Genomic DNA, 26234 nt, shown 5'->3' with positions numbered 1-26234 from the left:
TTCGCCGCGTTATCAACGCTATAAGTTTATATCCTCACAACTTCCACAGATTTTTAGCTTAACCTCAATATATAGACAAAACAGGGTTTAAATGCCGAGGCAGAAGAAATCCTAATCTTCCGCCTCTTACTTTCTGCCACGCCACCTGCTACAACAGATAGAACGTAGTCAGTGGTTCCTCTACTTTTATTGTTGAGGTGTGATGACTATGCAAAAACGACTTGGCATTCTTACCAGTGGTGGCGACTGTCCCGGACTTAATGCTGTGATTCGGGCAGTTGTTAGTCACGCCACCCTCACCTATAACTGGCAGGTAGTGGGTATCCCTTATGCAACTAGAGGGCTTTTAGAGAGAAAGGCAATTCCTCTGAGGATACATGGTCTAGACCTACGTGGGATTGACCCCTTGTTGAATATGGGGGGTACAATTCTGGGTAGTATCAACAAAGGCGATACTCTAGCTCATATTGACGAGATTGTTGCAGGCTATCATGCTTTAGAACTAGATGCCTTAATTGGTATTGGTGGAGATGGCAGTTTAGCAATTCTCAACCAACTACAAAGCCAGGGAAACTGGCAGTTTATCGCCATTCCGAAAACAATTGATAATGATGTCGGCAAGACAGAAAGAGTAGTTGGGTTTGATACGGCAGTTAATACGATTGTTGATGCTCTAAATCGTTTGACATTTACAGCGGCCAGTCACGATCGCGTCATGATTGTTGAAGTTATGGGACGCAAAGCAGGTCACTTAGCACTACACTCCGGTATTGCAGGTGGTGCAGATGTGATTTTGATTCCCGAAATTCCCTACACAATTAGAGGTGTGTGCGAACATTTAGCAGAATTACGCGATCGCTGGGAACGTAGATTTGCAATTGTCGTTGTGGCAGAAGGCGCTCAAATAGCAGCCGATTCATCTAGCCCTCCATCCTGCGAAAAGCCATCCTGTGGTATGGGTCAATATATTGCCGATGAACTTCGCTGTTGCAGTAACCATCAAATTGACATTCGGGTTTCCGTTTTAGGACACATCCAGCGAGGTGGTATTCCCTCAGCTTTAGACCGTTTGGTGGCAACCGCTTTTGGCAAAGCTGCGGTAGATTTATTAGCTGATGGGCAATCTGCACAGATGGTAGCCTGGCAAAATGGACAAGTTGTAGCAGTTCCTTTAGAAGCAGTCTTGGCTTGTAGTCCATGTTTTGTAGATGCCAATAATTTCTTAGTGGAAACTGCGCAATCGCTTAGTACTTACATTGGCGACATTACTCCAGCGATCGTCAAGACAAAATTTAATGAGACTTTGTAAAAATCCAGTTCAAAATTGCCTGAAGCTGAAAATTAGCGAGGGTTTTGCATTGAGAGAACTAGCCTTTTCATCATTAATAGAATAATCTATGTAGAGTCTTTAAAACTGTAGTCTACATTTCGATACTTTTATAAAAGTCGTTTAGTTTATAGATGGATAACTGGATTCCAATTAAGCATCTTACAAATGTCATCAACTAATTCTTGGGGTAGACAAGGCTTAGTAATTACCCCTGCTACTCCTAAATTTCTCAACTGCTGTTGTTCGCTAGGTTGAGCTTTAGCCGTCAGCATAATAGTAGGAATGTCACAGGTTGCAGCAGTTGCCTGTAGCTGCTTAAAAGTAGTCGGCCCATCTATCTCAGGCATCATTACATCTAGTAAAATGGCATCAGGATGCTCAGATGCTGCAATTTTTATTCCCTCGCTACCTGAAGATGCTGTTAGTATATCCCAACCAGCCAATGATTCTAACGAGATTTGAATAATTTCCCGCACACTATCTTCATCCTCAATTATCAATAGCCGCTTTTTCATATTTGTTACCCCTTGTTTTTCTACAGATACTTTTATCAATCAAACACTAGTATTGATTAGCAAATTTTCTTTTGATTGTGGCTGTAAGTAATAAGCTTAGAAAATTCGTCTAATATCCTAATAATAAGATGTTAACCAATAATTGTGAAGATTCTGTGAGGGGATAAAAACTTAAATAAATTTAATATAACTAGCAATAAAAATATCTCACAACCCAATATTCTTTCTATGTTGCTAATTAGTAGCTATAGGTTGAGCAAGATAATAATTTCTTAATAAGAATGAATTAATCAAGAAAAATCTAATAGTAAAACAGGAATTCTGTTGGATATTTATCACGGGATTCTGGGGCAGTACTACAGCCGCGTCTGATTTAACAAGACAGCCTTTAAGAAGATGATAATCATTTTCAATAACTATTTTTCCAGATAATACATTGGTTTTGCGAAAGGATTACACTTCTTCACAAAATCCTCACAAACTTTCTATAAATTAGTACAAGGAAATAGAATCAAGGTAGTTTTTAGAGTTAATTTTTATTAGAAATACTAGCCCATACTGTTGTGATTACTCTCAAATAAGCATCTAGATGAGATATGAATAAAGAAAAAAATAATACACGACTAAAACCTACAACGCTTGCCAAATGCCCAACTGGTATTCAAGGTTTAGATGAAATTACTTATGGAGGGTTGCCGCAAGGAAGACCAGTACTACTTTGTGGTAGAGCAGGTTGTGGCAAAACACTGATGGCAATGGAATTTTTGGTACGGGGTGCTACCCTATTTGATGAACCAGGAGTATTTATGGCCTTTGAAGAAACGTCTGAAGAGTTAATCCAAAACGTTGCTTCTTTGGGGTGGGATGTAGCAGAATTAATCAAAGAAAAAAAAATAGTAATTGACCACGTTCAAGTTGAGCGCAGTCAGATTCAAGAAACAGGCGAATATGACCTAGAAGCATTATTTATTAGATTAGGCTATGAAATTGATGCGATCGCAGCTAAAAGAGTAGTCATCGACACACTAGAAGTATTATTTGGTGGTTTAAATAACGCTGCGATCGTGCGAGCCGAATTGCGGCGATTATTTCTGTGGCTTAAAACCAAAGGTGTCACAGCTATTATTACCAGTGAAAGTGGAGAGAATAGCCTCACACGACATGGTTTAGAAGAATATGTTTCAGATTGTGTCATCCGCGTAGAACAGCGTGTCAGTAATGAACTTTCAACCCGATGGTTACAAATTATTAAGTATCGTGGTTCTAGACACGGCTCAAACGAGTATCCATTTTTGATTAAGGAAGATGGTATTTCCGTTCTCCCAATTACCTCTGTCGGCTTAGATTATCCAGTCACAACCCAATGGATACCTAGTGGTATCAAACGCCTCGATACCATGTTAGGAGGACAAGGTTTTTTTCGTGGTAGCAGTATCTTAATTTCCGGTACTGTGGGAACTGGTAAAAGTTCATTTTGCGCTCATTTTGCTGATGCTACTTGTAAAAGAGGAGAAAAATGTCTTTATTTCGCCTTTGAAGAATCTCCCCAACAGATTATTCGCAATATGCGTTCTATTGGTATCAATTTAGAGACTGCGGTTAATAAAAAATTACTCAAATTCCAAGCCTTACGCCCAACATTTTATGGTTTAGAAATGCACCTTGTGAATATGCTGAGTACAGTTAATGACTTTCAACCTAATGCAGTCATTCTCGACCCCATATCTAACTTAACTTATGGTAGTAGCAATATTCAGATGAAATCTTTTATGATGCGCTTGATTGATTATTTGAAAACAAAAAATATCACAACAATTTTTACAAATTTAAATGAAGCTAATAGTGCTTTTGTAGAATATACAGAGATAGGGATTTCTTCATTAGCAGATACTTGGATACTGCTGCGAACTGTAGAGAGTAATGGTGAGCGCAACCGTTTAATTCATGTACTTAAATCTCGCGGTATGTCACACTCTAATCAAGTGCGAGAATTTATTTTAACTACTGAAGGGCTACAGTTATTAGATGTGTATTTAGGGACGGAAGGTGTACTAACAGGTACAGCAAGAATTATACAAGAAGCTAAAGACAAATCTGCTGCTATGGCCCGCCAACAAAAAATTGAGCAAAAACAGCGTGAGATTGAACGTAAACGTTTACTGACAGAAGCACAAGTCAAAGCTATACAAGCTCAATTTGAAATTGAAAAGAAAGAAATTGAAAGGTTAATTTCTCTCGAAAAGACACAAGAACAAGTTTTATTAGAGGAACAAAAACAAAGATTACATTTGCGCCAAGCTGACACATGAATAGAGATTTTTATCACGGTTAAATATATGAATACCCTATCTCAATCTAGCCATACAGGAGAAGAAAGTTGGGAGTTACGGCTATATGTAGCTGGACAAACTCCTAAGTCTTTAAAAGCATTTGCCAATCTGAAAAAAATTTGTGAAGAATACCTGGAAGGGAAATATTTTATTGAAGTAATTGACCTTATGCAAAATCCCCAATTAGCTAAGGGGGATCAAATATTAGCTATTCCAACTTTAGTGAGAAAATTACCTGAGCCTGTCAAGCAAATAATTGGAGACTTATCCAATACTGAAAAAGTCTTAGTAGGGCTAGATTTACGTCAATTAAATATCAACGAAGGATAGCCATGAATAATTCAAATCAAACTAACGATAGTTCACATGAACTAATTATAGAATCTACAGAAGATTTTGAAAAAGCGCTAGCAAATACAGACATACAAAAATATGTTTTACGTTTGTATGTAGCTGGCAATACCCTTAGATCAATGCGTGCTATTCAAATGCTGAAAAGAATTTGTGAAAAATATTTAAAAGGACGCTATGAAATGGAAATTGTTGATATATACCAACAACCTGAGATTTTGGAAAAAGACCATATATTTGCTGTGCCTACTTTAATCAAAGAGCTTCCGCCACCTTTACAACAGTTGATTGGCGATTTAACAAATGTTGATAAGGTGATTGTTGCTTTAGATATTTCTTGAAAAAATCCTGAGATTCAAAGATAGCTCAAAATTATTTTTAACTGAACAACTATACTTTTTAAGTATTTCTCTATTGCTAAAGCTATAGGTAGGAAATACACGGGAAAGTTATTTTTATCTATCAACGAGTTGAGGGTATTGTACCATCAATTACGAACTACGAATTAGTAATTAGTCGGTGAATAGGTGATTGTAGTGAAAACACGCCAAGAACTTGAACTAGAAAATATAGCTCTACGTAATCAAGTACAAGTATTAGAAGAGACTTTTAGAGCTATCAGAATGGGTGAGGTAGATGCTTTAATTGTATTTAGCGCTCAAGAAGAACGAATTTTTACTTTGCAAGATGCTGATTATCCTTACCGTGCTTTTTTGCAAGAGATGCATGAAGGCGCTGTGACAATAGACGATCGCGGAACAATTCTTTACTGTAATCACCCGTTAGCGGTAATGCTTAAAAAGCCACTAGAGAAAGTAATCGGCTCTAACTTTGAGGATTACATAGCGCCACAAGAAAAACAGGTATTTCAAGGATTATTTCGCCAAGCAAAGCAGGAATTTTGTCGAGGAGAAGTTTACTTAATTGCTGAGGATGAAACTCAAATACCTGTTTATTTGTCTTTTAAGCCATTGCAAATAGATGACGTAGCCGTTACTTGCATAGTAGTAACCGACTTAACCGAACAAAAACGTAATGCGGAAATTGTGGCGGCTGAAAGACTAGCAAATTCTATTCTGGAACAAGCAGGCGAAGCAATTATTGTATGCGATCGCAGTTGGCAAATTATTCGCGCCAATCAAGTAGCACAGAAATTGTGTGGTAATAATCCATTATTTCAACAATTTGATTTGTCGTTTCCACTGCAATGTAGTTATTGTAATGGCTATCAAAATATAGAAAAATGTTTATTTATTGATAAATCAGCAAATTGCCAGCAAAAGCAAGAAGTATTTTCACTATCTAGCTTGCTACAAGATCAATGTTTCCAAGGAGTAGAAGTATTATTAACCCGCCAAGATGGTAGCAAATTCAATTTATTGCTGAGTGCTACTCCATTATTAAATTTAGACAACCAAATTATTGGTAGTGTAGTGACTCTGACGAATATCACAGAGCGCAAGCAAGCAGAAGAAAGAATATCACAGATGATAATCCGTGAACAAGCTGCTTGTGCAGAAGCAGAAGCAAACAAAAATCGTTTATTTAATATATTAGAGAGTATTAGTGATGCTTTTGTGGCAATTGATACTAATTGGTGCTATACATACGTTAATCAAAAAGCAGCAGAAATTGTCGGGAAGAAAGCAAAGGATTTAATTGGTAAAAATATTTGGCAAGAATCTCCCGATTTACTTAGTCATAATTCTTATAATGATTATTTACAAGCTTTAAATGAACAAAGTTTTCTTCAAGTAGAAAAATTTTATCCATCAACCCAACGCTGGTTTGAAAAACGCATTTATCCTTCTTTGGAAGGTATATCAATTTTTTTAAAAGAAATAACTAAGCAAAAGCAAGCCGAGATTGCTTTGCAGGAAAGTGAAGAACATTTAAGATTAGCTTTAGAAGCAGCTCAAATGGGAACTTGGGATTGGAATATTTTTACTAATCATCTCAAATGGTCAAGTCGTCAAGAGCAATTATTTGGTATGGCCCCAGGTACGTTTGCAAGTAACTACGAAGCTTTTCTCGCCTGTCTCCACCCTGATGATAGAGAAGCAGTGAACCAGGAAGTAATTGCTGCTAAAGACAATAAATCTGAGTATTATGTGGAATACAGAGTTATTTGTTCTGATGGTAGCATTCACTGGATTGCGGCTAAAGGAACATGTATCTATGACGACGAAGGTACAGCAATACGGATGCTTGGTATTTGTTTGGATATTACCCAACGCAAGCAAGCAGAAGCAGCTTTGCAGCAATCAAAAGCAGAATTAGAAATTAAAGTTGCAGAGCGAACTGCTGAATTATCTCAAGCAAATACACACTTGCATAGATTAATCAATATTCTGACAGCAACTATTAACCAACAAACAAAAATTGAAGCTCAACTGCGTGAAGCAGACCGCCGTTGGCGTAGCTTATTAGAAAATGTGCAGTTGTTAGTTATTGGACTGGATAAGACAGGGAAAGTTGAATACGTTAATCCTTTCTTTTTAGAATTGAGTGGGTATACCCAAGAAGAAATTTTAGGTAAAGAGTGGATTGCCAATTTTATACCGCAATATCAGCAAGATAATATCCAAAATATTTTTGTAGAAACGTTAGAGCAAGAATTACATTCTCACTACCAGAACAAAATTATTACTAAATCTAGAGAAGAACGCGTAATTGCCTGGAACAATACAAGACTACAAGATTCACAAGGTGCAATAGTAGGTACTATGAGTATTGGTGAAGACATCACCCAACGTTATACTTTAGAAAAAATAAAGAATGAGTTTATCTCAGTTGTTAGTCACGAATTACGTACACCCATGACTTCAATCCAAGGAGGTTTAAGCTTATTGAAAACTGGTTTGGTAAAACTTGATTCTGACCAGGGTAAACGCATCATTAAAATTGTTTCAGAAAGCTCTGAACGTTTAGTCAGGCTATTAAATGAAATTTTAGATTTAGAAAGATTACAATCTGGAAAAATTACTTTAAATAAAAAACAAGTTAATGCTGCTGACTTATTAATAGAAGCTACAGAATTAATGCAAATAATGGCTAACAATGCCGGAATAAATCTGTTAGCCTTACCTCAAAATATTAACTTAACAGTTGACAAAGATCGCATTATTCAGGTACTAACTAATTTGCTGAGTAACGCGATTAAGTTTTCACCTCAAGGGTCTACTGTATCAATAGCAGTAGAAGAAATTAAAGGAAAAGATGGCCAAACGTCAAATGTGTTATTGAAGGTACAAGACCAAGGTAGAGGCATTCCTGCTAACAAGTTAGAATCTATTTTTGAGCGGTTTCATCAAGTGGATACTTCTGATTCTCGCAAGCAAGGTGGAACAGGTTTAGGTCTAGCTATTTGTCGCAATATAGTAGAGCAACACAACGGGCAAATTTGGGTTGAAAGTAAAATAGGATCAGGTAGTATTTTTTACTTAAAGCTACCTTTGTAAATTAAGCATAGCGACTTACCTAATATTTGCAGTATTTTTCTGTAAATTATTTAGCTATACCCTCACAAGTTCCTCAAATAATCTTTCTATAACCATAAGTATGAGACGACTATAACCCTCGTGATTAGCTTGATAAAAGGAAATTTTCCATGCCAGAAGCACTAGTTAATCAAAAAACTACTCATCAACTTTCTCAAGACAAAGACTTGGTATTACCTTTAAGCGAAGTTGGAATTGCTGATATACCCCTAGTGGGTGGCAAAAACGCTTCTTTGGGAGAAATGATTCAACAGCTTGTACCCAAAGGCATTAAAGTTCCCACAGGATTCGCCACTACAGCTTACGCTTATCGCTACTTTATCTCTTGTGCTGGTTTGGAACCAAAATTGCAGCAATTGTTTGCCAATTTAAATGTAGAAGATGTGAACAATCTCCATTTTATTGGTCAGCAAGCACGGTCTTTAATACTGCAAACTCCATTTCCACTAGAATTGCAACAAGCAATTACCCAAGCTTATCAAGACCTTGAAAAACAATATGGCACAAACACTGATGTCGCAGTCCGTTCTAGTGCCACAGCAGAAGACTTACCTGATGCTAGCTTTGCCGGACAGCAAGAAACATACCTTAATGTCCACGGGTTACAAGCTATTCTAGAAGCCTGTCACAAGTGCTTTGCTTCGATATATACTGACCGTGCTATTTCTTACCGGGAACTCAAAGGTTTTGACCACTTTAGCATAGCCCTTTCAGTAGGCGTACAAAAAATGGTGCGTTCTGACCTAGCAACATCTGGTGTGATGTTCTCAATTGATACTGAGACAGGTTTTCAAGATGTAGCACTAATTACTGCTGCTTATGGTTTGGGAGAAAATGTAGTACAGGGAGCGGTCAATTCAGACGAGTACTTGGTATTTAAACCTACACTTAAGCAGGGATATAGCCCAATTTTAGAAAAACGCCTGGGTACAAAAGAAATCAAGATGGTCTACGATGTCGGCGGATCGAAATTGACCAAAAATATCAGTGTTGTTGCCAGCGATCGCTTAAAATATGCCCTTAGTGATGAAGAAATTTTACAACTAGCCCAAGCTTGCTGTCTGATTGAAGAACATTACTCAAAAGTTCGTGGTGTCTACACACCAATGGATATTGAGTGGGCCAAAGACGGGATTACCAATGAACTTTTTATCGTGCAGGCGCGTCCCGAAACAGTACAATCTCAGAAATCAAAAAATGTTCTCCGCACTTATCAATTACAACAAAAAGGTGAAGTGTTGAGTACAGGGCGGAGTGTGGGTGAAATGATTGGTCAAGGTAAAGCCAGAGTTATTCTGGATGTGCAGCAAATTGACCAGTTTCAGCCTGGAGAAGTGCTAGTCACAAATCGCACCGATCCTGACTGGGAACCAATCATGAAACGTGCTAGTGCAATTATCACTAATCAAGGTGGGCGTACTTGCCATAGTGCAATTATTGCTAGAGAAATAGGTATTCCGGCAATAGTTGGTTGTGGTAATGCCAGCACCGTTTTGAAAACAGGACAAGAAATTACCGTTTCTTGTGCAGAAGGTGAAACTGGCAAAGTTTACCAAGGTTTATTGCCTTATGAAGTGAAAGAATTAGCATTGGAAAATTTGCCCCACACTCGTACCAAAATTATGATGAATGTGGGTAATCCAGAAGAAGCATTGAGTTATGCCGCTATCCCTAATGATGGAGTGGGATTAGCACGGATGGAATTTATTATTGCTAATCATATTAAAACGCATCCACTGGCGTTAATTCACTTTGATAAATTAGAAGATGAGTTTGCAAAATCTCAGATTGCTGAGTTAACTGCCCAATACAAAGATAAAGCGGCATACTTTATCGATAAACTAACTCAAGGTATTGGCACGATCGCAGCTGCTTTTTATCCCAAACCTGTGATTGTGCGCCTGTCAGACTTCAAGAGTAACGAATATGCTAACCTTTTGGGTGGCAAGCAGTTTGAACCCCAAGAAGAAAACCCGATGTTGGGGTGGCGTGGTGCTTCTCGCTACTACGATGAACGCTATCGTGAAGGCTTCGCTTTAGAATGTCTAGCGATGAAAAATGTGCGCGATCGCATGGGTTTAACTAATGTAATTTTAATGGTGCCATTTTGTCGGACTCCCAAAGAAGGTCGGCGTGTGCTATCAGAGATGGCCAAGCATGGTTTGGTGCAGGGAGAAAACAGTTTACAAGTTTATGTGATGTGCGAGTTACCTAGTAATGTGCAATTAGCGGATGAGTTTTGTGAAATCTTTGATGGTTTCTCAATTGGCTCGAATGACTTGACACAATTGACATTAGGAGTAGATAGAGATTCGGAATTAGTAGCGCATTTATTTGACGAACGGAATGAAGCGGTGAAGCTGATGATTGCCAAAGCCATAGCCACAGTTCAAAAGCACGGACGTAAAATTGGTATTTGCGGTCAAGCACCGAGCGACTATCCAGAATTTGCCCAATTTCTGGTTCAGCAAGGTATTGATTCTATCAGTCTTAACCCTGACTCCGTATTGAAAAATCTTTTAGAAATAGCAAGTGCGGAAGAAGGTAATTGAAAAAGAGGCAGGGGGCAGGGGGAAATGAGCCTCTTCCTCTTGCCGTGAAGCAGAACGGAATATGGGTCTAAATCCAATACAGTTCAGTTAAGCAATTTTTTCCTTCTCTTTCTTCTCTCTGCGTCCTCTGCGCCTTGGCGGTTCGTTAAAAAATTGACTTGGATATTCATAGTGTTCAAACTTTTAACCGAAGTAATAGGAAGTGTCGTGAATTGTTGCCCATTCAGGTTTATAAGTGGCAAGAGAGCGCATATATTGGGCACGTTCAAAAGCGCTGGGATTTGGACAATGCTTTTGACTCATACTCCCCTGCATTTGTTGGACTGATTCATATTCATGTTTTTGCATCCATTCGCGCATTTCCTGTTCGATGACTCTAATGTGGTTGATCCCATTTCGTAGCAGTACCGAGCAAAGCATCGTAATCTTGGCACCAGCCATGAGCATTTTTAGCGCATCATCACCCCTGTGAATACCACTTGTTGCTGCCAAATCAGCATGAATACGACCATAGAGAATGGCAATCCATCGCAGAGGTAATCGCATTGATTGCGGTGTACTTAACAGTACATTGGGTTCAACATCAAGGAGATTGAGATTAATATCCGGCTGGTAAAAGCGGTTAAATAGTACTAAAGCATCTGCACCCGCCTCATCCAAACGTTTTGCCATATTTGCCATATTGGTGAAGTACGGGCTGAGTTTGACTGCTACGGGGATAGTTACTGCTGCTTTGACTGCACAAAGAATATTAATATAGGTTTGCTCAATTTCATTGCTTGTTAGTTCCATATCAGTAGGGACATAATAAATATTCAATTCCAGCGCGTCTGCTCCCGCTTGCTGAATTTGTTTGGCATAGTTTGTCCACCCACCAACAGATGAGCCATTGAGACTGGCAATAATTGGAATGCTCACCTTCTGCTTGGCTTTGTGGATATGCTCTAAATAAGTTTCTGGCCCTACCCGAAAGCTAGCTGAGTTAGGGAAGTAACTTAAGGCTTCAGAAAAACTTTCAGTTCCTTGAGTGAGGTGATGGTGGAGTTCATAACGTTCTAGGCGCAACTGTTCTTCAAATAATGAATGCATCACCACTGCGGCTGCACCTGCATCTTCCATGCGTTGGATGTTGTCAATATCCTCTGATAGAGGGGATGCAGAGGGAACAAAAGGCGATCGCAATTTCATTCCCATATAAGTTGTAGTTAAATCCATTATGATGACTCCAGTTTTCAATAATTTCTTGCAGCTAAGTATTGATACATCTGCCAACGGGTCTTCACATCTGCTTGAGCTTCTTTAAGTAATTGCTGTGCCCCTTCTTCGTTACTCTTAGTCAACATCTTGAAGCGGTTTTCTAGATACATATATTGCTCTAGCGGTAACTTTGGTGTGCGTGAATCAAGTTGTAGTGGGTTTTCTCCTTGCTTGATGCGGTCTGGATTAAACCGATACAGCAACCATTGACCGGAATCGACAGCAGCTTTTTGATTCTGCATTGCTGTACTCATGTTGATCCCGTGGGCAATACAATGGCTGTAGGCAATAATTAGTGATGGGCCTTGATAAGCCTCAGCTTCTAAGAATGCCTTGAGAGTGTGTTCATCTCGTGCGCCCATTGCGACGCTGGCAATATAGACATTGCCATAAGTCATGGCCATTAAACCCAAGTCTTTTTTAGGCGCAGCTTTACCCCCGGATGCAAATTTGGCTACAGCTGCTTTGGGGGTGGCTTTGGACATTTGTCCACCTGTATTGGAATAAACTTCAGTATCGAGAATGAGAATATTAACATTGTGTCCACTGGCTAAGACGTGATCTAATCCTCCAAAGCCGATATCGTAACCCCAGCCATCGCCACCGATAATCCAAACGCTCTTTTTCACTAAATAATCAGCTAAGGATTTGAGATTTTGAATTTTGGATTTTTGATTGGGGTTTGATTGATAATTGACGATTTCATCTAGCCGTTTTTTCAGCAATTCTATTCGTTCTCGCTGTTCCCAAATATCAGCTTCATCTTTTTGTTGGGCATTGAGGATACTATTTGCCAGTTCTTCACCCACATCTGTTATCAGGTCTTTGAGTAATTCTGCGGCAAATTCTGCTTGTTTATCAATCGAAATGCGAAAACCGAGGCCAAATTCGGCGTTATCTTCAAATAACGAGTTTGACCAAGCTGGCCCGCGTCCTGCGGCGTTGTGTGTCCAAGGTGTAGTTGGTAAATTACCGCCATAGATAGAAGAACAACCAGTGGCGTTGGCAACAATCATGCGATCGCCAAATAACTGTGTTGCTAACTTAATATAAGGTGTCTCGCCACAACCAGCGCAAGCCCCAGAAAATTCAAACAATGGTTCTTGCATCTGCTGTTGGTTAATATGAGTCAACTTCAGATGACTTCTATCTGGATTGGGAATACTCAAAAAGAAATCCCAATTTTCTCGTTCTTGTTCGCGTAATGGCTTTTGCGGTTCCATGTTAATAGCTTTGCGGCGTAGTTCTGATTTATTCTTCGCCGGACAAACATCTACGCAAATTCCGCAGCCAGTACAATCTTCTGCTGCCACTTGGATAGTATATTTCAAACCTTGCCAATCGTGGTCTTTGGCATTGGCACTCTTAAACATCAATGGTGCATTTTCTAACTGCTGCGGTTCGTAAACTTTACTACGGATGACACTGTGAGGGCATACCATGACGCACTTGCCACACTGAATGCAGACATCTGTATCCCAAACGGGTATTTCCTGGGCAATGTCACGTTTTTCCCATTTCGCCGTACCAGTGGGATAAGTACCATCTGCTGGTAAAGCGCTAACAGATAGTTCATCCCCTTCACGGGCAATCATTTTACCAAGAACATCACGGACAAATGGGGGTGCAGCATCAAGAATTGGAGATTGTTTTTCTTTCCCATTCCCAATTCCCAATTCCCTATTCCCCACTTCAAACAAATTTTCTAAAGTGGTATCTACTGCTTTGAGGTTCATCTGCACAATTTCGTCGCCTTTCTTGCCGTAACTCTTGCGGATAGAGTTTTTGATTGCTGTAATCGCTTCTTCTCGTGCTAGTACACCCGATAAGGCGAAGAAACAAACCTGCATTACCGTGTTGATTTTGCCAGCCATGCCTGCTTGACGAGCAACTTTATAGGCATTAATTACATAAAATTTCAGATGCTTTTGAATAATTTGTTCTTGTACTGATGGCGGTAGATGATTCCAAACTTCATCCTTTTCATAAGGAGAATTAACTAAGAATGTTCCACCTGGTACGATGTCTTTCAAGATAGGAAATTTTTCAATAAATTCCCATTGATGGCAAGCAACAAAGTTAGCTTTACTGATTAAATAGGTCGAGCGAATTAATTGTGAACCAAAGCGTAGATGCGAAACGGTGACTGAACCTGATTTCTTGGAGTCGTAGACAAAATAACCTTGAGCATAATTGTTTGTTTCTTCTCCAATAATTTTGATTGAGTTTTTATTAGCGCCCACTGTACCATCAGCGCCCAAACCATAAAAAATCGCCCTTACCGTGGTATCTGGTTCAATACTAAAGTTAGGGTCATAATTCAAACTGGTGTAGGTGACATCATCATTAATACCGATAGTAAAATGATTTTTTGGTTCAGCCGCAGCCAGGTTATCAAAGACAGCTTTAATCATTGCTGGCGTGAATTCTTTAGAAGATAAACCGTAGCGACCACCGACGACTTTAGGCAGAGGGGCAGCACTTCGGCTACGCTCAGTGACCGAAGAGCGGAGGGGCAGAGGGGAATCTAATGCTAATTTTTCCCCTGCTCCCCATACTTCATACAAAGCTGTAACTACATCAAGGTAAAGGGGTTCACCAGATGCGCCTGTTTCTTTGGTGCGGTCTAAAACTGCAATGCTACGGGTAGTTGCTGGCAAAGCGGTGACAAATCGCATCGCATCATAAGGGCGATATAGTCGTACTTTCAAAACGCCTACTTTCTCACCACGGGCGTTGAGGTAATCTACTATTTCATGTACAGCCTCACAACCGGAACCCATCAGTACAATGACTCGTTCGGCTTCTGAGTCGCCGTGGTATTCAAATAGTTGGTATTGTCGCCCAGTCATTTGGGCAAATTCATCCATGACTTTTTGGGTGATATCTGCACAAGTTAGATAGTAAGGATTGACAGTTTCTCTAGCTTGGAAGTAGACATCAGGATTTTGTGTTGTACCGCGCAGAACTGGTTTATCGGGAGTGAGAGCGCGTGAGCGATGGGCGAATACTAATTCATCGGGAATGAATTCTCGCAAATTATCTTCTGTTAAAGTTTTTACTTTGTTAATTTCGTGGGAGGTACGAAAGCCATCAAAAAAGTGAAGAAAGGGTATTCGTGATTCTAGGGTTGCGCGTGTTGCTATCAAAGCAAAGTCTTGTGCTTCTTGCACTGATGCGGCACACAACATAGCAAAACCAGTACTACGCGCTGCCATGACATCGCTGTGGTCGCCAAAAATAGATAGAGCTTGTGCGGCTAGCGATCGCGCGGCAATATGAAATACTGTAGGTGTTAATTCCCCAGCAATTTTGTACATATTGGGGATCATCAACAATAATCCCTGTGATGCTGTAAATGTGGTTGTTAATGAACCAGTTTGCAAAGCCCCATGTACAGCACCAGCCACACCTCCTTCACTCTGCATCTCTACCACCGAGGGAACAGTACCCCAAATATTGGGTTTGCTTTCACTAGCCCAAGCATCCGCCCACTCAGCCATTGGTGAAGAAGGAGTAATGGGATAAATCGCAATGACTTCATTGAGTCGATAGACGACTTGGGCAACAGCCTCATTACCGTCTATGGTTGCAAAGCTTCTCTTGTTCATCTTCAAAGCACCTGTGTCTCTAAGGGCTAGCAATGACTAAGCCGGATCTACTTTTGACATTAGGATAAGAAGTTGAGAAACTTGTGAAGACTCATCTTTGGCGTTGTTTGCTGTTTATTAGAATGTAGGCTGAGATTTTCTGGCTAAACCACCTGTATCGGCTGTTACCCAGAAAAAGTCTGGCTATTACTCCGATTTTGTTAGTGAGAGAAAGGATTTGGTCATGGCAAAATGGCACTAAGATAACGGCGAATCCATTATTTGTAAGGCTTTTGAGTGTGGGAGGTGTGGGAGGTGTGGGAGGTGTGGGAGGTGTGGGAGGTAGTGTGTTGCTCCCAAGCGATAGATGCCGCACCCATTCTCAATTCCTCCTCATTCTCCCCACACTCCCCACACTCCCTACACTCCCCACACTCCCTACACTCCCCACACTCCCTACACTCCCCACACTCCCCACACTCCCTACACTCCCCACACTCCCCACACTCCCCACACTCCCCACACCTCCCACACCCACTCCAGGCAAAGCTTTCAGCTTTTCTTAGTGCCATTCGGTCATGGCACGAGATAAAGCTTATCGGGAAGCAAAACAGCGTATTGAAAAAGCACGACGAGAGGGAGCAATAGAACTCGATCTCAGCAATATGAAAATTACTGAGGTGCCAGAAGCAATACTCTATTCGATTATTACTTCATTACTTGAAGTATCGTTTTATCCTGGTATTTGATTAATTCATACCGAACTCAGCAACGCCCAGTTACTTATATAAATCCAACAAGCACCTGTAGCCCAGTATAAAGTTCAACATCGTAGATTAGCTTTTCTAAAGTACCTTGTCAGCAAAACGTCGTCTTCATCATGATCTAATTAGCACAATATAAGATTTGGTCAATCAATACCAAGAACTTAAAATAATGTATTATTAATCGAATCGAGTACTTAAGCATTTTTGCGTTAAGAATTTTAAATTATTGCGTTCATTGCCAAAAGATTTATATAACCTTCAAATTATAAGAACATTTTTACATTTCATTTCTTATCCTCTTATCCTTCAGAATGCCCAAGCTTAATAGAGAGGCTCTATTTACTGAGAAACTTATTGTTAGTATCTCCTTTATCTACAAAGTCGCCTTTCAGAGTACATACCTGACAATCTAATTAACTTTGGCACTGTAGTTTCCTACAGTTCTCTGTCTCATTCATAACATAATTGATTAAAATTTGAGATATTATAAGCTGAACTTTATCCAATTAAGTAGTCTAAACCATTTTATCTATCAAAAGGACTTAAAATACTAGATTTTGATGTTCTATGTTGATTAAAACAATTAATAAAGAAAAATAATTCGATAGTTGCTCTTGATTTAACTCTCTTTGCTTTAGCTCTTGCTAAAGATTGAAATTATGTCTGTAACTCATCACACATTAGGAGTTGACTCCACGATTAAAAAGGAGGAAAAATAAATGAGTAAGAACGGACTTCACACCTTTGCATTCCACACAAAAGACGAAACTTCAGATCGGGTAGCTAATATATTGCGGACTGAAAGACCTTCGTTAGCTGCCTTCGCCACGACAAAAGCTGTAGGTCTGCGTAACCTTGATCCAGAAACAGCCGCTCGTCAGCACTTAAATCAGGCTCTGGCAAGTAAGGAACTGCCGCAGTTTACTGCTCCAGAAGTGAACAACGCCACTTGTGAATTCAAAATCCTTGGCACCGAGACATTGCCCCTTACTGAGACGAAAACTGTAAAGTTTCGTCAAACATACAACAAAATTCCAGTTTACGGTTCCTTAATCACTATTGAGATGGACTATGGGAACGAGCTACTTGCAGTCAACTCGTCACTGGGAGAGCCGATAAATGTAGACACCATAGCGCAGATTTCACCAGCCGAGGCGTTGAATAAGGTTCGTGACTTAGCGGGATATGGATTGAAACCACTCGAAGCAACACCCCGTTTGTGTTACTACTTCGACACCGCAGTTGATCGATGGCGCTTAATATACCTAATTGAGGATGTACGCCAACAAAGTCGGGAGAAAACACAAACAGACAAGCATATACCACTGTTAATGGACTACTTAATTGATGCACATAATGGCGAGATCGTTGCTAAATTACCTCGAACGCCGAGTGTCGCTGTTCTAGATAGAGCCTCTCCTTCTCAACAACAGGTTGAAGAAGCACTAGACGGTCTTGAAAAGCTTCGTAAAATTTCGTGCTTAATGACAGGAGATAGGAAAACACTACAAGACCTTGATTTGAATGTTCATACTTACGACTTTGAATTTAGGGACTTGAATTCGGGATTGTTACCAGGTAATTATGTGGGTAAACCACCAGAGTGGGCACCAGGAGCGATCAGTGCCCACGCCAACGCAGCGGTGGTAGCAATTTTCCTGCGGGACGTTCTCCGTCGCAATGGTGTTGACAATATAGGTGGGCCGTTAATTTCCAGCGTCAACTGCATAGTTGCAAATGAAAGTCCGGACGGTCAGGAGTGGCGGAACGCGGCCTGGGTAGAAGGGCAAATGGTGTATGGTCAAAGGAAAGTTCGTGGACAGCTCCGTTCTTATGCTGTAGGGCTTGATGTTGTTGCCCACGAGATATTCCACGGAGTAACTGATCGGACGGCACGGCTCCAGTATGTGGGGGAATCTGGAGCTTTAAACGAATCCTACTCAGATATTTTTGGGATCATTGTCTCTAATTTTGAAGAGCCAAATCTGTCTGCATGGAACTGGGAAATGGGAGAGGAACTTCAAGGTACGGGGATACCGCTCCGGGATCTCAGTAACCCTAGCAAATATCGGCAACCTGCACATATGCGAGATTACCTGAACTTGCCGATTACTGAAGCCGGTGACTGGGGAGGCGTTCACTTCAACAGCGGCATCCACAATTTAGCTGCCTACAAAATTATGACAGCTAAGGATAGGCAAGGAGCTTATCTGTTTGATCACAAAAGTCTTGCAGCGCTTTTCTACCTAACATTGACTCAGTATCTCTCTCGGACTTCCTTATTCAGAGACAGTCGGCGGGCGATTGAACTCGTTGGTCGTACCTTGTTCCGAGGCGATGCGATTGAGGTTCGGAATGCAAAGTTGCAGGCGATCGCCCGCGCCTTCGATGCGGTAGGAATTTCGATTTCTGGTCAGGAACAACTACTAGATGGGAGTGTCTTCTCAGGAGATACAATCACGCGATCGCAACAGTTAGGCAATGGCTCACCACGCATAGTTGGAAACCATTATCTTGTATATGTACACGGGATTAGCCAACATAGAGAGCATTATTCCGACAGTTGGTGGCAGGCGTTACAACCGCACGTCGGAGAAGTTTTCAAGAACGGAAACCTTGGTGACACGCGCTTGGAGGTGCTATGGAGTTATTTAGTCAATACCGAAACTTTTGTCAATGCTGTCAATGCAGTTGATACCAACAAGCAAAAGCAACTGCGGCGAGAAATTATGGCTATTTTAGAAGATCGACGGCGACAAGAACTAGCGACAAATACCAACGGTGGTTTCCACAGAAGTTCAGCAATGCAGACTCATTGGGTAGAAAGCAATGCAGCGGCTCTGGCAATTGATGACTTTCTCATTTATATGTTAAACAGCAGAATGCGCCAGCGCATCATTGATTGCTTCACAGATGTTGTCAAGCCTCTTCTGATTAATAACAACCAAATCGACATCATTTCTCACAGTTGGGGTACTGTAGTTGCCTACGAAGGATTGCGGGAACTTGAAGCTAATGAGCAATTTTTACAAAGATATGTCTCGAACTTTTTTACCGTAGGTAGTGCTTTATCAATTGGAACGGTGCGCGACTTCTTACGCCCAGAAAATAGAGATGGTCGCCGACCCTCTATGGTAAACAAATGGATCAACCTTGATGCCAAAGGTGATTTCGTTGGCGGTACTTTATGGGGTATATTCGATATCAGTGAGGAAACTCTAAAACTTAACCCAACAAGTTGCTCACAACAATGGTTTGGCTATGATTCAGTTTGTGCACATAATTCTTACTTTGTCAAAGAAAACATAGCTGTTAACCAGGAAATTTTTGCTAAGAACATACTGGCGTGACTGTTAGAAACAGTTACAGAATACACATATTGTTTTTAAATCTGGAGGGAGCTTTCTGAGACGAATAAGCCAATCCACTGAATTGCCGGATCAACATCACGCCCCCCACCGCCTAAGTCATAGACCATCCCAGATAAGAGTGGATTCAATACTTTTCGGTTAAACCCAATAATCTCTCTTTTGGTCTGGGGAAAGGTTAAAGGGCAATGGGGAAAGGGTTTGAATTTCCCTTTCCCTTTCCCCTTTCCCCTTTCCCCCTTAACCGAAAAGTATTGAGAGTGGATTCACATCAGCAGGATTACCTTTCTGGTATTGCATAACTCTGGCTTGTGCTGATGTGGGAAAGACAGCGATCGCAAAACAGAGAGTCAGGATGAACACGCCTAATGATTTTGCTAGATATTTAAATCGGTTCGAGGGAAAATAACTGTTTTTCCTGTTCATCTTCATAGTTTCCTCCTATTGGTTCGCCAAGGAAACTTGGCGGGGTAAAGGGCAAGGGGGAAGGGGGAAAGGGAAAAGATGTTTATTCCTTTAACCTTTAACCTTTTCCCAGCCCTCACCTAACAATTTTGGGTTGGCAGACTACTATTCTCCTGGTAGGAAATCAGTCAGTTGTTTAGCATCTGCGATCGCACAACCTCAGCTTGACCTCAGGGATGATTCGTCAGAATCAAAAATTCGGATGCTGAAATCGGTTGGATTTCAACATAGGCAGTTCCATCTTGGTGCTGCACCAATACTGTTGATCCCACTTTGTGAGGACCTGTGTAACCCGGCAGATTTGCCACTTCAGCCGTATTCAGAATCACCGTCATTGAACTTCCAATCGCGTTCAGATTGGCATCCACCAAAACTCTTGCTCCTCGATTATCAGTTCCATGACTGTTTAGCACACAAATCACCTCTTCATCATCTAGAATCCTTGACCAACCGATAATTTCTCCACTCCGTCCGTGGTCGCCAAAGGGCAAGTTTAAGAAGGGAATCGCGATCGGTCGCAAATACTGCCGTCCCAATCGCAGCACTGGGAACTGCTTACGGATTGCTGCCATTGCCGTAATCCGGACATAGGCAGGGTGATTTGGCTCGAAACAATGAGCGCCTGCTGTCCCAAATGGCCCGAAACCAGGTAAGTTTTGATCGAGGGCTTGCAGTCCCGCCACACCAGATTGTCGGGGATGCTCTGGACCAAACATCGCCTCCCGTAAATAGCGATCGGATTTCTTCCAGTCGGGCAACCACCTTCGCTCAGACGGTTCTGGCCCTGCCAATGCCTGCTCAGTTCCAGCGTAAATGCAGGGCACTCCCAATGTAAACAGTTGCAATGCTACTCCGGCAATCACCTGATGATCCGATGCAGCTTCACTGGAAAAGCGGATTTTTTCACCAAATACATGATCGTGATCATCCAAAATTGAAACATGCCGCCGTCCGATATTCCGATGCGACCCCATTACAGCTTTCCTTGGATCAAACCCGTTAAAGTAGGCTCTTGGATCTATCAGCCCTTTAGCAACCAGGTTAAGATTTACCCGCATCTCGGCGATATCCAGAGCAGCGTTTAGATTTTGCCCCACCACATCCAGATAGCGGTCTTCGTTATAGTCTCCGCCTGCTATTTCTCCCACTAGAAAGAAGTCACTCTTACCTAGATTGGCTGCAAACTCCTTAATAGTTCCGCAAAAATTTCGGGCTTGTTCATAGGTCACATGCTTGAGTGTATCAATCCGAAAGCCATCACAGTCTGTCAGCGCAATCCAGTATTTATAACATCGGGCTAAGTTATCTAATAGATGGGGATACTCCAACTGAAAATCTCGTAGTGTGATGAAATCCGAACGCCGGAATTCCGCATTGGGATCATCCAAGTCTCCTCGCCCCAAATCTCCCTTGCCAGCACGAGTGTAGCAATCTGCTTCCTGAAGTTCCTTCGGCCACACTCCTTCTGCGCTCGTTTGAGGCTTTACCGCAATGGGTTGCCCACGATCGCCTAGCCATGAGCCAAACTGATACCAACCAGACGTATAAGGTGGTTCCAATTCTCCTCCAGGAGTATTCGGAGCATAGAGCCAGTTAGATCCTGAATGGTTAAAAATGATATCTAGGATAATGCGTAGTCTCTTTTCGTGGGCTTTATTGACCAGACTGACCAAATCTTGGCGAGTCCCAAAGCGAGGATCGACCTCTAGAAAATCTTGAATGCCGTAACCGTGGTAGCTATCCAAGTGACCCCGTTGTTGAAAAACTGGACCTACCCAGATCGTCGTCATGCCCAGTTGCTTCAGATAATCCAGTTTCGACTCTAATCCTTTGAGTGTCCCACCCTGCCAGCGATCGCCTCCCGACTCTGCCCATTTATCAAATCGCCAAGACTGCCCATTCGGTAGATTAGGGCGGGCCAGATTCAGTTGCTGTCGATTCAGCAGAGGACGTGTATCCTCTTTACCATCGCTAAAGCGATCGGGTAAGAGAAAATAAAGCACTTCATTTCTCCAATCCGCAGGGGAGGGAAAGTAATTCTCGCGTCGAGGCAAACAAAAGTCTTTTAGACTATCCGGTCGCTGTGTAGCTAGATTCTGATCGGTAAATGTCATAGGAATTATCTCAAGATTGGTAAATAAGTTTACTTAGTGAAACTCTTTTCCTTTCGACGAAGACTATAAATTTTCTTCCCGACTTACTTAGTTGAATGAGTAGCTATGTGTTGCAACGCGGTAATACTAGGTATAAAACAGTAAGCTCCTCCTTTGGTTGTAATGAATCGATCAAAACCCGTCAACTTGATGGAAGGGTTGTCTGGGGAGACAGGAATATCAAATTGACCACTTTTATTGTCATTAGCACCAATCAGGGGAGCTTTAGCATCTGTAGGTAAACCAGCAAAATCTCCTTTATTCACCCACTCTTCCATGACAAATTCAAATTGACGTTTGAGATTCACACAGATGAATAGACCTAGCAATCCCCTTTCAATGCCATCATTAGGAGAGTTAGGATTATAAAGAGACCCATAGGGAATTCCCCTACGGATGAGTCTGTGAATATTTGTCACCCCTTGTATTTTTGCCGCACGAGGATTTGTGCGTCGTATATGTGAACCAATCGGACATTTATATCCTTGTGGATCATTAGAATAATCAAAATTATTAAATTGTTCGTAAATAATTGGTTCTTTAGGAGGGGTTAGTTGATCAGCATCTGGAGAAAGGTCTAGAGGGACACCATTGCGCCATCGGCCACACATTTTAGCTGCCAGTTTGTCTGAATCAATTTTATCTTTTTGCTCTTGGAGAAACTTTTCAAAGCCAGCTACATCTTGTTCCAGGACTCGAAAAGCAGCAAAACTACCATTCAAGCCCAACTCCGGAGGTGTCGGTACGTAGTAAGGAGCTTTTTCATCATCCAGCAGGATAAACTCATAAGCAGGAATAATAGGTTGGGGGTCGAGGAATTTTGAAAGTCCACGCTTTGTAGGAACACCTTCTATTTTCGGCTGTGAAATTCCATCTTTGTAACCAAAATGAACTATATCGCTGGGTTGGCCTTTCTCATCAGGAAGTTTAGCTCCATCAAAGCAAGATAACTCTTTAAGTGCGTCTCCTTCTTTAAAGAGCGATCGCAGTTTATCCGATTGCTGCTCTAACACCTTACTATCTTGAGCATAGAGCGAGAGCAAAACATGAGTATTAGATGTTCCTAATCCACCTTTCCACTTGTCAGGGGCACTCTCTCCAATATCACCTACTTGAGTTGCTTGAGCAATAGCACCTTGTCTAAATGATTTGTAGTTGGAACCGGAAAAGGATTTACCAATATCTGCAACAATTTGGAGAGCGTTTAAACCTTCAAAAGTAAATCCAATATTTAAGCAATAACTCGGTTTTATGTCCCACCATGCAGCAGTGGTGATCTGAGGAATTGATTCATCAATACCGCTTACCAAGCTACCAATAAATTTCTTTGCGGCCTTCGCATCTTTAATATATAGAACAAAATGTCGCACATTGTTCATGTTATAGCCACGGATAATATAACCCTGGATATCACTAAAGTTAAGCTGCGTTAGAGTTTTTTCATTTGTCATAGATTTTCTCAATTTCAGAAGTAGAATGTTTGACAAATGGAGAATTATTGCCTTAAAGTTGGCGACAAAAACTTATATCTTCTGCCTTTTTGCTCAGTCCAGTTCTAAATAAAAGCGTTGCCAAATAGAAGTTTTCAGATTAATTAACTAAAACTTACTCTAGGGGTGTGGTTGCCACTAAAGTAAGTTTTAGTTTAAAGGATGTTTGAAAAGTCCTCTTGTCGGTATCAAAAGTTTAGATCCTTCTAAATTACCCGATTAATTGGGGGACTTTGATTCCGGTTTCCCCCGATTTATCGAAGGGTTAGGGGGGATCTAAAAGTGCATAAAGTCACAGTGAAACACTTTCCAGATAACCTCTTAACCGTTAGACGCTAGCTGACGAATTTTAACCACACTTAAAGTAGGGTAAGCACTATACCAAACTTTTACTGGCTGATTATATTTTTTTATATAATCAGCAAAAGCTTCGGAGTCTTTTTGGACTGGAATTAACCCTTCAGCATTTTCTAAATGCACTAACACTGCATTGAAAAAGTCACTAACTACTGCAACAAAGTCATCAACATATTTCTTAAAATCTCCGTCATAGGCAGTAAAGAGTGCAAATTTAGCATAATACTCTTCCCCTGATTCTGGCGTAACTTTTTCGAGGAACATAAAACGCCCAAAATGCACTGTACCAATCTGATCTAGTGCTGTTCCAAAAGTCCCAGTTTCTAAAATTTCCTTTAGGGCTTTATAGTTTTCTGGCACTGGGGCCTTAATTGGGGCAACAAAGCTTAATGGACTTTGTTCTGGTTTAGTACTCATGATCATGACTCCTTAGTATTTTTAGAACTGAACACGGGTATTGCTTGTTGTGGCTATGTCCATTTAGTTTTTATTAGTAAGTAAATAAGATGCGTTTCTCGTGACCTTTTAAGTGGACATACAAGGGCAAAGTTTTGGCTATTTAATGGTCTGCTTTTTACGCTGTACTGTACTAGACAGTAAGGGGCTAATACCGAACTTTTCCAGCACCATGTCGGACGTTTGCAGTGCGCCTTCAACCCAACCCTGAGCGTCTGAATAGGCTTCACCACAGATGTAGAGTGAGCAATCAGTGCCGAGCGGTTGGATAATTTGTTGCTTCACCTCCCAGCTTTTTACACCGATATTCCAACTGTTCCATCCACCGCCAAATGGGTCGTCACCCCAGTCGCGGAATGCGGCGTTCTGAACATCCGGTGTATAGTTGAGACCGTGGATGATCCCAAGCTGGCGTGCCACCTCCTCAACCATCGGTGCCGGTGCCACGTATTTGTCCCATTCGCTGTTAAACTGTTGCTTGCTTGACCCCAGGTATGGATTTTTCACTAATTCCGCAACCTGCCGACGCGCTTGCCAAGCCTGATGTCGTCGTGGGCGGAGACCGTCCCAAAAGCCGATGTCTGTGCCATCATCATAACTTGCCATCAGCATCGATGGCCCCTCGGTGGCTGGTTTGCCGTCGTCCTTGGGCCAGTAATAGGTTTGCCGCACTGGCAGGTCTGTGACTGTTCGTCCAGACTCAACTGGAATGAACTTACCATCGTCCGTGTAGCCTGCTGCACGCCACCACGGGTTAGTATAGGTTGTGAAGAGCTTGAAGAGTGGGCGCGGTGTGACGCTAGTGATGAGGTGCTGAATCTCCAGCATAGGTGGACTTGTAGGCACAAGCAGATCGAGTGAGCGGCGCGGCATAGCGAGGATCAATGATTTTGTAGTGATCGTTTCTCCTTGGATGCTCAGTTCAAATGTGGCGTTTTTCCAATCGAAGCCGTCGAGCCTAGTATTGAGCCGAATTTCGCCACCAGCTTTGGAGAAAAGCTGCGCTAATGATTTGGGCACCTCCTGAAATCCTTTCTTAAAACCCTTGTATTGCGGGTCAATGCCAAAATCGGAGAGATACCAGGGAATTGCATCAGCGGCATTCCAGTTAGTGAGTGTTGAGTTGTAGCCGCCAGCATCGATGCCAAGCTCGTAAGCTTCGCCGCTGATGATGCGTATTAGCACGTTCCAAAAGCCTTGTTTCCATAGCGGTGTTCCAGCAAAGCTCGCGTTATGCGCCATCTCTCGGCGTTGAGATTCAGTAAGCTTTGGATTTGTGATTCCCGGTACAATCTGCTCAATCGCATTGATGATGATGCTGCCTGCTGTACCACCACGTTCCAGAAAGGAGAGATGATACGGCACTTTATCCGGTTTGATAGTGAAATCGGAAAGCCGAAGATAGACGCCACGGAGATAGGCGATGTTTTGTGGTTGATCGACCGGAAAATCATACAACTCAATCTGCTGCTCTAGTGGGAGGACTTTATTAAGCTCTCCGATGAGCTTTGCGATCAGTGGTTGCACTGCTGGGAGAATACGCATTCCCCCAAGTTCCGCAACCATGTTTGAAATATCGGGCGGGCGCACTGAGAGCAAACGCCCCCCAATATAATCGCTCCCCTCGAAGACAACGATATTTTGATCTGGGTAGGCTTGTTTGAGCCGCCACGCATTATAAACGCCTGATACACCACCACCGACGATCGCAATATCGATTTCTGCCATGATTTGTCATCCTCTATTGGTGTTT

At 41.6% G+C, this 26234-nt stretch carries 17 protein-coding genes; 9 read left to right on the top strand and 8 right to left on the bottom strand.

Translation table 11 applies throughout. From position 1 onward, the window contains the following. The first annotated feature begins 208 nt into the window (after window positions 1-208). Window positions 209-1309, top strand: a complete 1101-nt coding sequence (locus H6G86_RS02905) for an ATP-dependent 6-phosphofructokinase (protein ID WP_190933021.1) — start codon at window positions 209-211, stop codon at window positions 1307-1309. 146 nt (window positions 1310-1455) lie between these two features. On the opposite strand, the gene H6G86_RS02900 is transcribed toward H6G86_RS02905, so the two are convergent. Next, window positions 1456-1845 carry a response regulator gene (locus tag H6G86_RS02900; protein ID WP_190933020.1) on the bottom strand — a complete coding sequence of 130 codons (390 nt, stop codon included), beginning with the start codon at window positions 1843-1845 and terminating at the stop codon, window positions 1456-1458. 596 nt (window positions 1846-2441) lie between these two features. On the opposite strand from H6G86_RS02900, the gene kaiC reads away from it, so the two are divergent. The 5 genes from kaiC (at window position 2442) to ppsA (ending at window position 10578) form a co-directional block, all read left to right on the top strand. Next, window positions 2442-4154: a circadian clock protein KaiC gene (gene kaiC, locus H6G86_RS02895; RefSeq protein ID WP_190933019.1), complete on the top strand. Its 1713-nt coding sequence runs from the start codon at window positions 2442-2444 to the stop codon at window positions 4152-4154. A 27-nt stretch (window positions 4155-4181) separates the two neighbouring features. Next, entirely contained in the window at window positions 4182-4505 is a 324-nt protein-coding gene (locus H6G86_RS02890; protein WP_190933018.1) for a circadian clock KaiB family protein, read from the top strand. 2 nt (window positions 4506-4507) lie between these two features. Next, entirely contained in the window at window positions 4508-4867 is a 360-nt protein-coding gene (locus tag H6G86_RS02885) for a circadian clock KaiB family protein (protein WP_190933017.1), read from the top strand. Window positions 4868-5062: 195 nt separating this feature from the next. Then, entirely contained in the window at window positions 5063-7987 is a 2925-nt protein-coding gene (locus tag H6G86_RS02880) for a PAS domain S-box protein (protein ID WP_190933016.1), read from the top strand. A 149-nt stretch (window positions 7988-8136) separates the two neighbouring features. Beyond that, window positions 8137-10578 carry a phosphoenolpyruvate synthase gene (ppsA, locus tag H6G86_RS02875; protein ID WP_190933015.1) on the top strand — a complete coding sequence of 814 codons (2442 nt, stop codon included), beginning with the start codon at window positions 8137-8139 and terminating at the stop codon, window positions 10576-10578. A gap of 183 nt (window positions 10579-10761) precedes the next feature. Here ppsA and H6G86_RS02870 read toward each other — a convergent pair whose 3' ends face one another. Together H6G86_RS02870 and nifJ are read right to left on the bottom strand one after the other, a co-directional pair. After that, window positions 10762-11793, bottom strand: a complete 1032-nt coding sequence (locus tag H6G86_RS02870) for a dihydroorotate dehydrogenase-like protein (RefSeq protein WP_190933014.1) — start codon at window positions 11791-11793, stop codon at window positions 10762-10764. 17 nt (window positions 11794-11810) lie between these two features. Then, window positions 11811-15446 (bottom strand): pyruvate:ferredoxin (flavodoxin) oxidoreductase, encoded by a 3636-nt coding sequence (gene nifJ / locus H6G86_RS02865; RefSeq protein WP_190933013.1) that lies wholly within the window; start codon window positions 15444-15446, stop codon window positions 11811-11813. A gap of 203 nt (window positions 15447-15649) precedes the next feature. On the opposite strand from nifJ, the gene H6G86_RS02860 reads away from it, so the two are divergent. The 3 genes from H6G86_RS02860 to H6G86_RS02850 all read left to right on the top strand — a co-directional run bounded on the left by H6G86_RS02860 (window position 15650) and on the right by H6G86_RS02850 (window position 19542). Continuing rightward, entirely contained in the window at window positions 15650-15991 is a 342-nt protein-coding gene (locus H6G86_RS02860) for a hypothetical protein (protein ID WP_190933012.1), read from the top strand. Between the two features lie 12 nt (window positions 15992-16003). Continuing rightward, window positions 16004-16174, top strand: coding sequence for a hypothetical protein (locus tag H6G86_RS02855; protein ID WP_190933011.1), 171 nt, complete (start codon window positions 16004-16006; stop codon window positions 16172-16174). 737 nt (window positions 16175-16911) lie between these two features. Then, window positions 16912-19542, top strand: coding sequence for a M4 family metallopeptidase (locus tag H6G86_RS02850; RefSeq protein ID WP_190933010.1), 2631 nt, complete (start codon window positions 16912-16914; stop codon window positions 19540-19542). A 258-nt stretch (window positions 19543-19800) separates the two neighbouring features. Here the strand turns inward: H6G86_RS02850 and H6G86_RS02845 are convergent, their stop codons facing one another. From H6G86_RS02845 to H6G86_RS02825, 5 genes are all read right to left on the bottom strand, one after another. Further along, window positions 19801-19992, bottom strand: coding sequence for a hypothetical protein (locus tag H6G86_RS02845; protein WP_190933009.1), 192 nt, complete (start codon window positions 19990-19992; stop codon window positions 19801-19803). 203 nt (window positions 19993-20195) lie between these two features. Then, window positions 20196-22139 (bottom strand): alpha-amylase family glycosyl hydrolase, encoded by a 1944-nt coding sequence (locus H6G86_RS02840; protein ID WP_190933008.1) that lies wholly within the window; start codon window positions 22137-22139, stop codon window positions 20196-20198. Between the two features lie 83 nt (window positions 22140-22222). Then, the gene (locus tag H6G86_RS02835; RefSeq protein WP_190933007.1) at window positions 22223-23629 is read right to left on the bottom strand and encodes a Dyp-type peroxidase; all 1407 of its coding nucleotides are present in this window, start codon (window positions 23627-23629) and stop codon (window positions 22223-22225) included. Window positions 23630-23989: 360 nt separating this feature from the next. After that, window positions 23990-24442 carry a hypothetical protein gene (locus H6G86_RS02830; RefSeq protein WP_190933006.1) on the bottom strand — a complete coding sequence of 151 codons (453 nt, stop codon included), beginning with the start codon at window positions 24440-24442 and terminating at the stop codon, window positions 23990-23992. A gap of 138 nt (window positions 24443-24580) precedes the next feature. Further along, on the bottom strand, window positions 24581-26209 hold the full coding sequence (locus H6G86_RS02825) for a flavin monoamine oxidase family protein (RefSeq protein ID WP_190933005.1): 1629 nt from the start codon (window positions 26207-26209) through the stop codon (window positions 24581-24583). Between the last annotated feature and the right edge of the window lie 25 nt (window positions 26210-26234).

Source organism: Nostoc sp. FACHB-133 (assembly GCF_014698055.1).
GTDB lineage: Bacteria > Cyanobacteriota > Cyanobacteriia > Cyanobacteriales > Nostocaceae > Nostoc.
Note: the sequence above shows the minus strand (reverse complement) of the source record. Positions and strands in the feature narration are given on the sequence as shown.

What these genes read in the sequence shown, in the direction of transcription:
- H6G86_RS02905 (WP_190933021.1), top strand. Translation starts at nt 209, where the DNA reads ATGCAAAAACGACTTGGCATTCTTACCAGTGGTGGCGACTGTCCCGGA.
- H6G86_RS02900 (WP_190933020.1), bottom strand. Translation starts at nt 1,845, where the DNA reads ATGAAAAAGCGGCTATTGATAATTGAGGATGAAGATAGTGTGCGGGAA.
- kaiC (WP_190933019.1), top strand. Translation starts at nt 2,442, where the DNA reads ATGAATAAAGAAAAAAATAATACACGACTAAAACCTACAACGCTTGCC.
- H6G86_RS02890 (WP_190933018.1), top strand. Translation starts at nt 4,182, where the DNA reads ATGAATACCCTATCTCAATCTAGCCATACAGGAGAAGAAAGTTGGGAG.
- H6G86_RS02885 (WP_190933017.1), top strand. Translation starts at nt 4,508, where the DNA reads ATGAATAATTCAAATCAAACTAACGATAGTTCACATGAACTAATTATA.
- ppsA (WP_190933015.1), top strand. Translation starts at nt 8,137, where the DNA reads ATGCCAGAAGCACTAGTTAATCAAAAAACTACTCATCAACTTTCTCAA.
- H6G86_RS02870 (WP_190933014.1), bottom strand. Translation starts at nt 11,793, where the DNA reads ATGGATTTAACTACAACTTATATGGGAATGAAATTGCGATCGCCTTTT.
- nifJ (WP_190933013.1), bottom strand. Translation starts at nt 15,446, where the DNA reads ATGAACAAGAGAAGCTTTGCAACCATAGACGGTAATGAGGCTGTTGCC.
- H6G86_RS02855 (WP_190933011.1), top strand. Translation starts at nt 16,004, where the DNA reads ATGGCACGAGATAAAGCTTATCGGGAAGCAAAACAGCGTATTGAAAAA.
- H6G86_RS02850 (WP_190933010.1), top strand. Translation starts at nt 16,912, where the DNA reads ATGAGTAAGAACGGACTTCACACCTTTGCATTCCACACAAAAGACGAA.
- H6G86_RS02845 (WP_190933009.1), bottom strand. Translation starts at nt 19,992, where the DNA reads ATGAAGATGAACAGGAAAAACAGTTATTTTCCCTCGAACCGATTTAAA.
- H6G86_RS02840 (WP_190933008.1), bottom strand. Translation starts at nt 22,139, where the DNA reads ATGACATTTACCGATCAGAATCTAGCTACACAGCGACCGGATAGTCTA.
- H6G86_RS02835 (WP_190933007.1), bottom strand. Translation starts at nt 23,629, where the DNA reads ATGACAAATGAAAAAACTCTAACGCAGCTTAACTTTAGTGATATCCAG.
- H6G86_RS02830 (WP_190933006.1), bottom strand. Translation starts at nt 24,442, where the DNA reads ATGAGTACTAAACCAGAACAAAGTCCATTAAGCTTTGTTGCCCCAATT.
- H6G86_RS02825 (WP_190933005.1), bottom strand. Translation starts at nt 26,209, where the DNA reads ATGGCAGAAATCGATATTGCGATCGTCGGTGGTGGTGTATCAGGCGTT.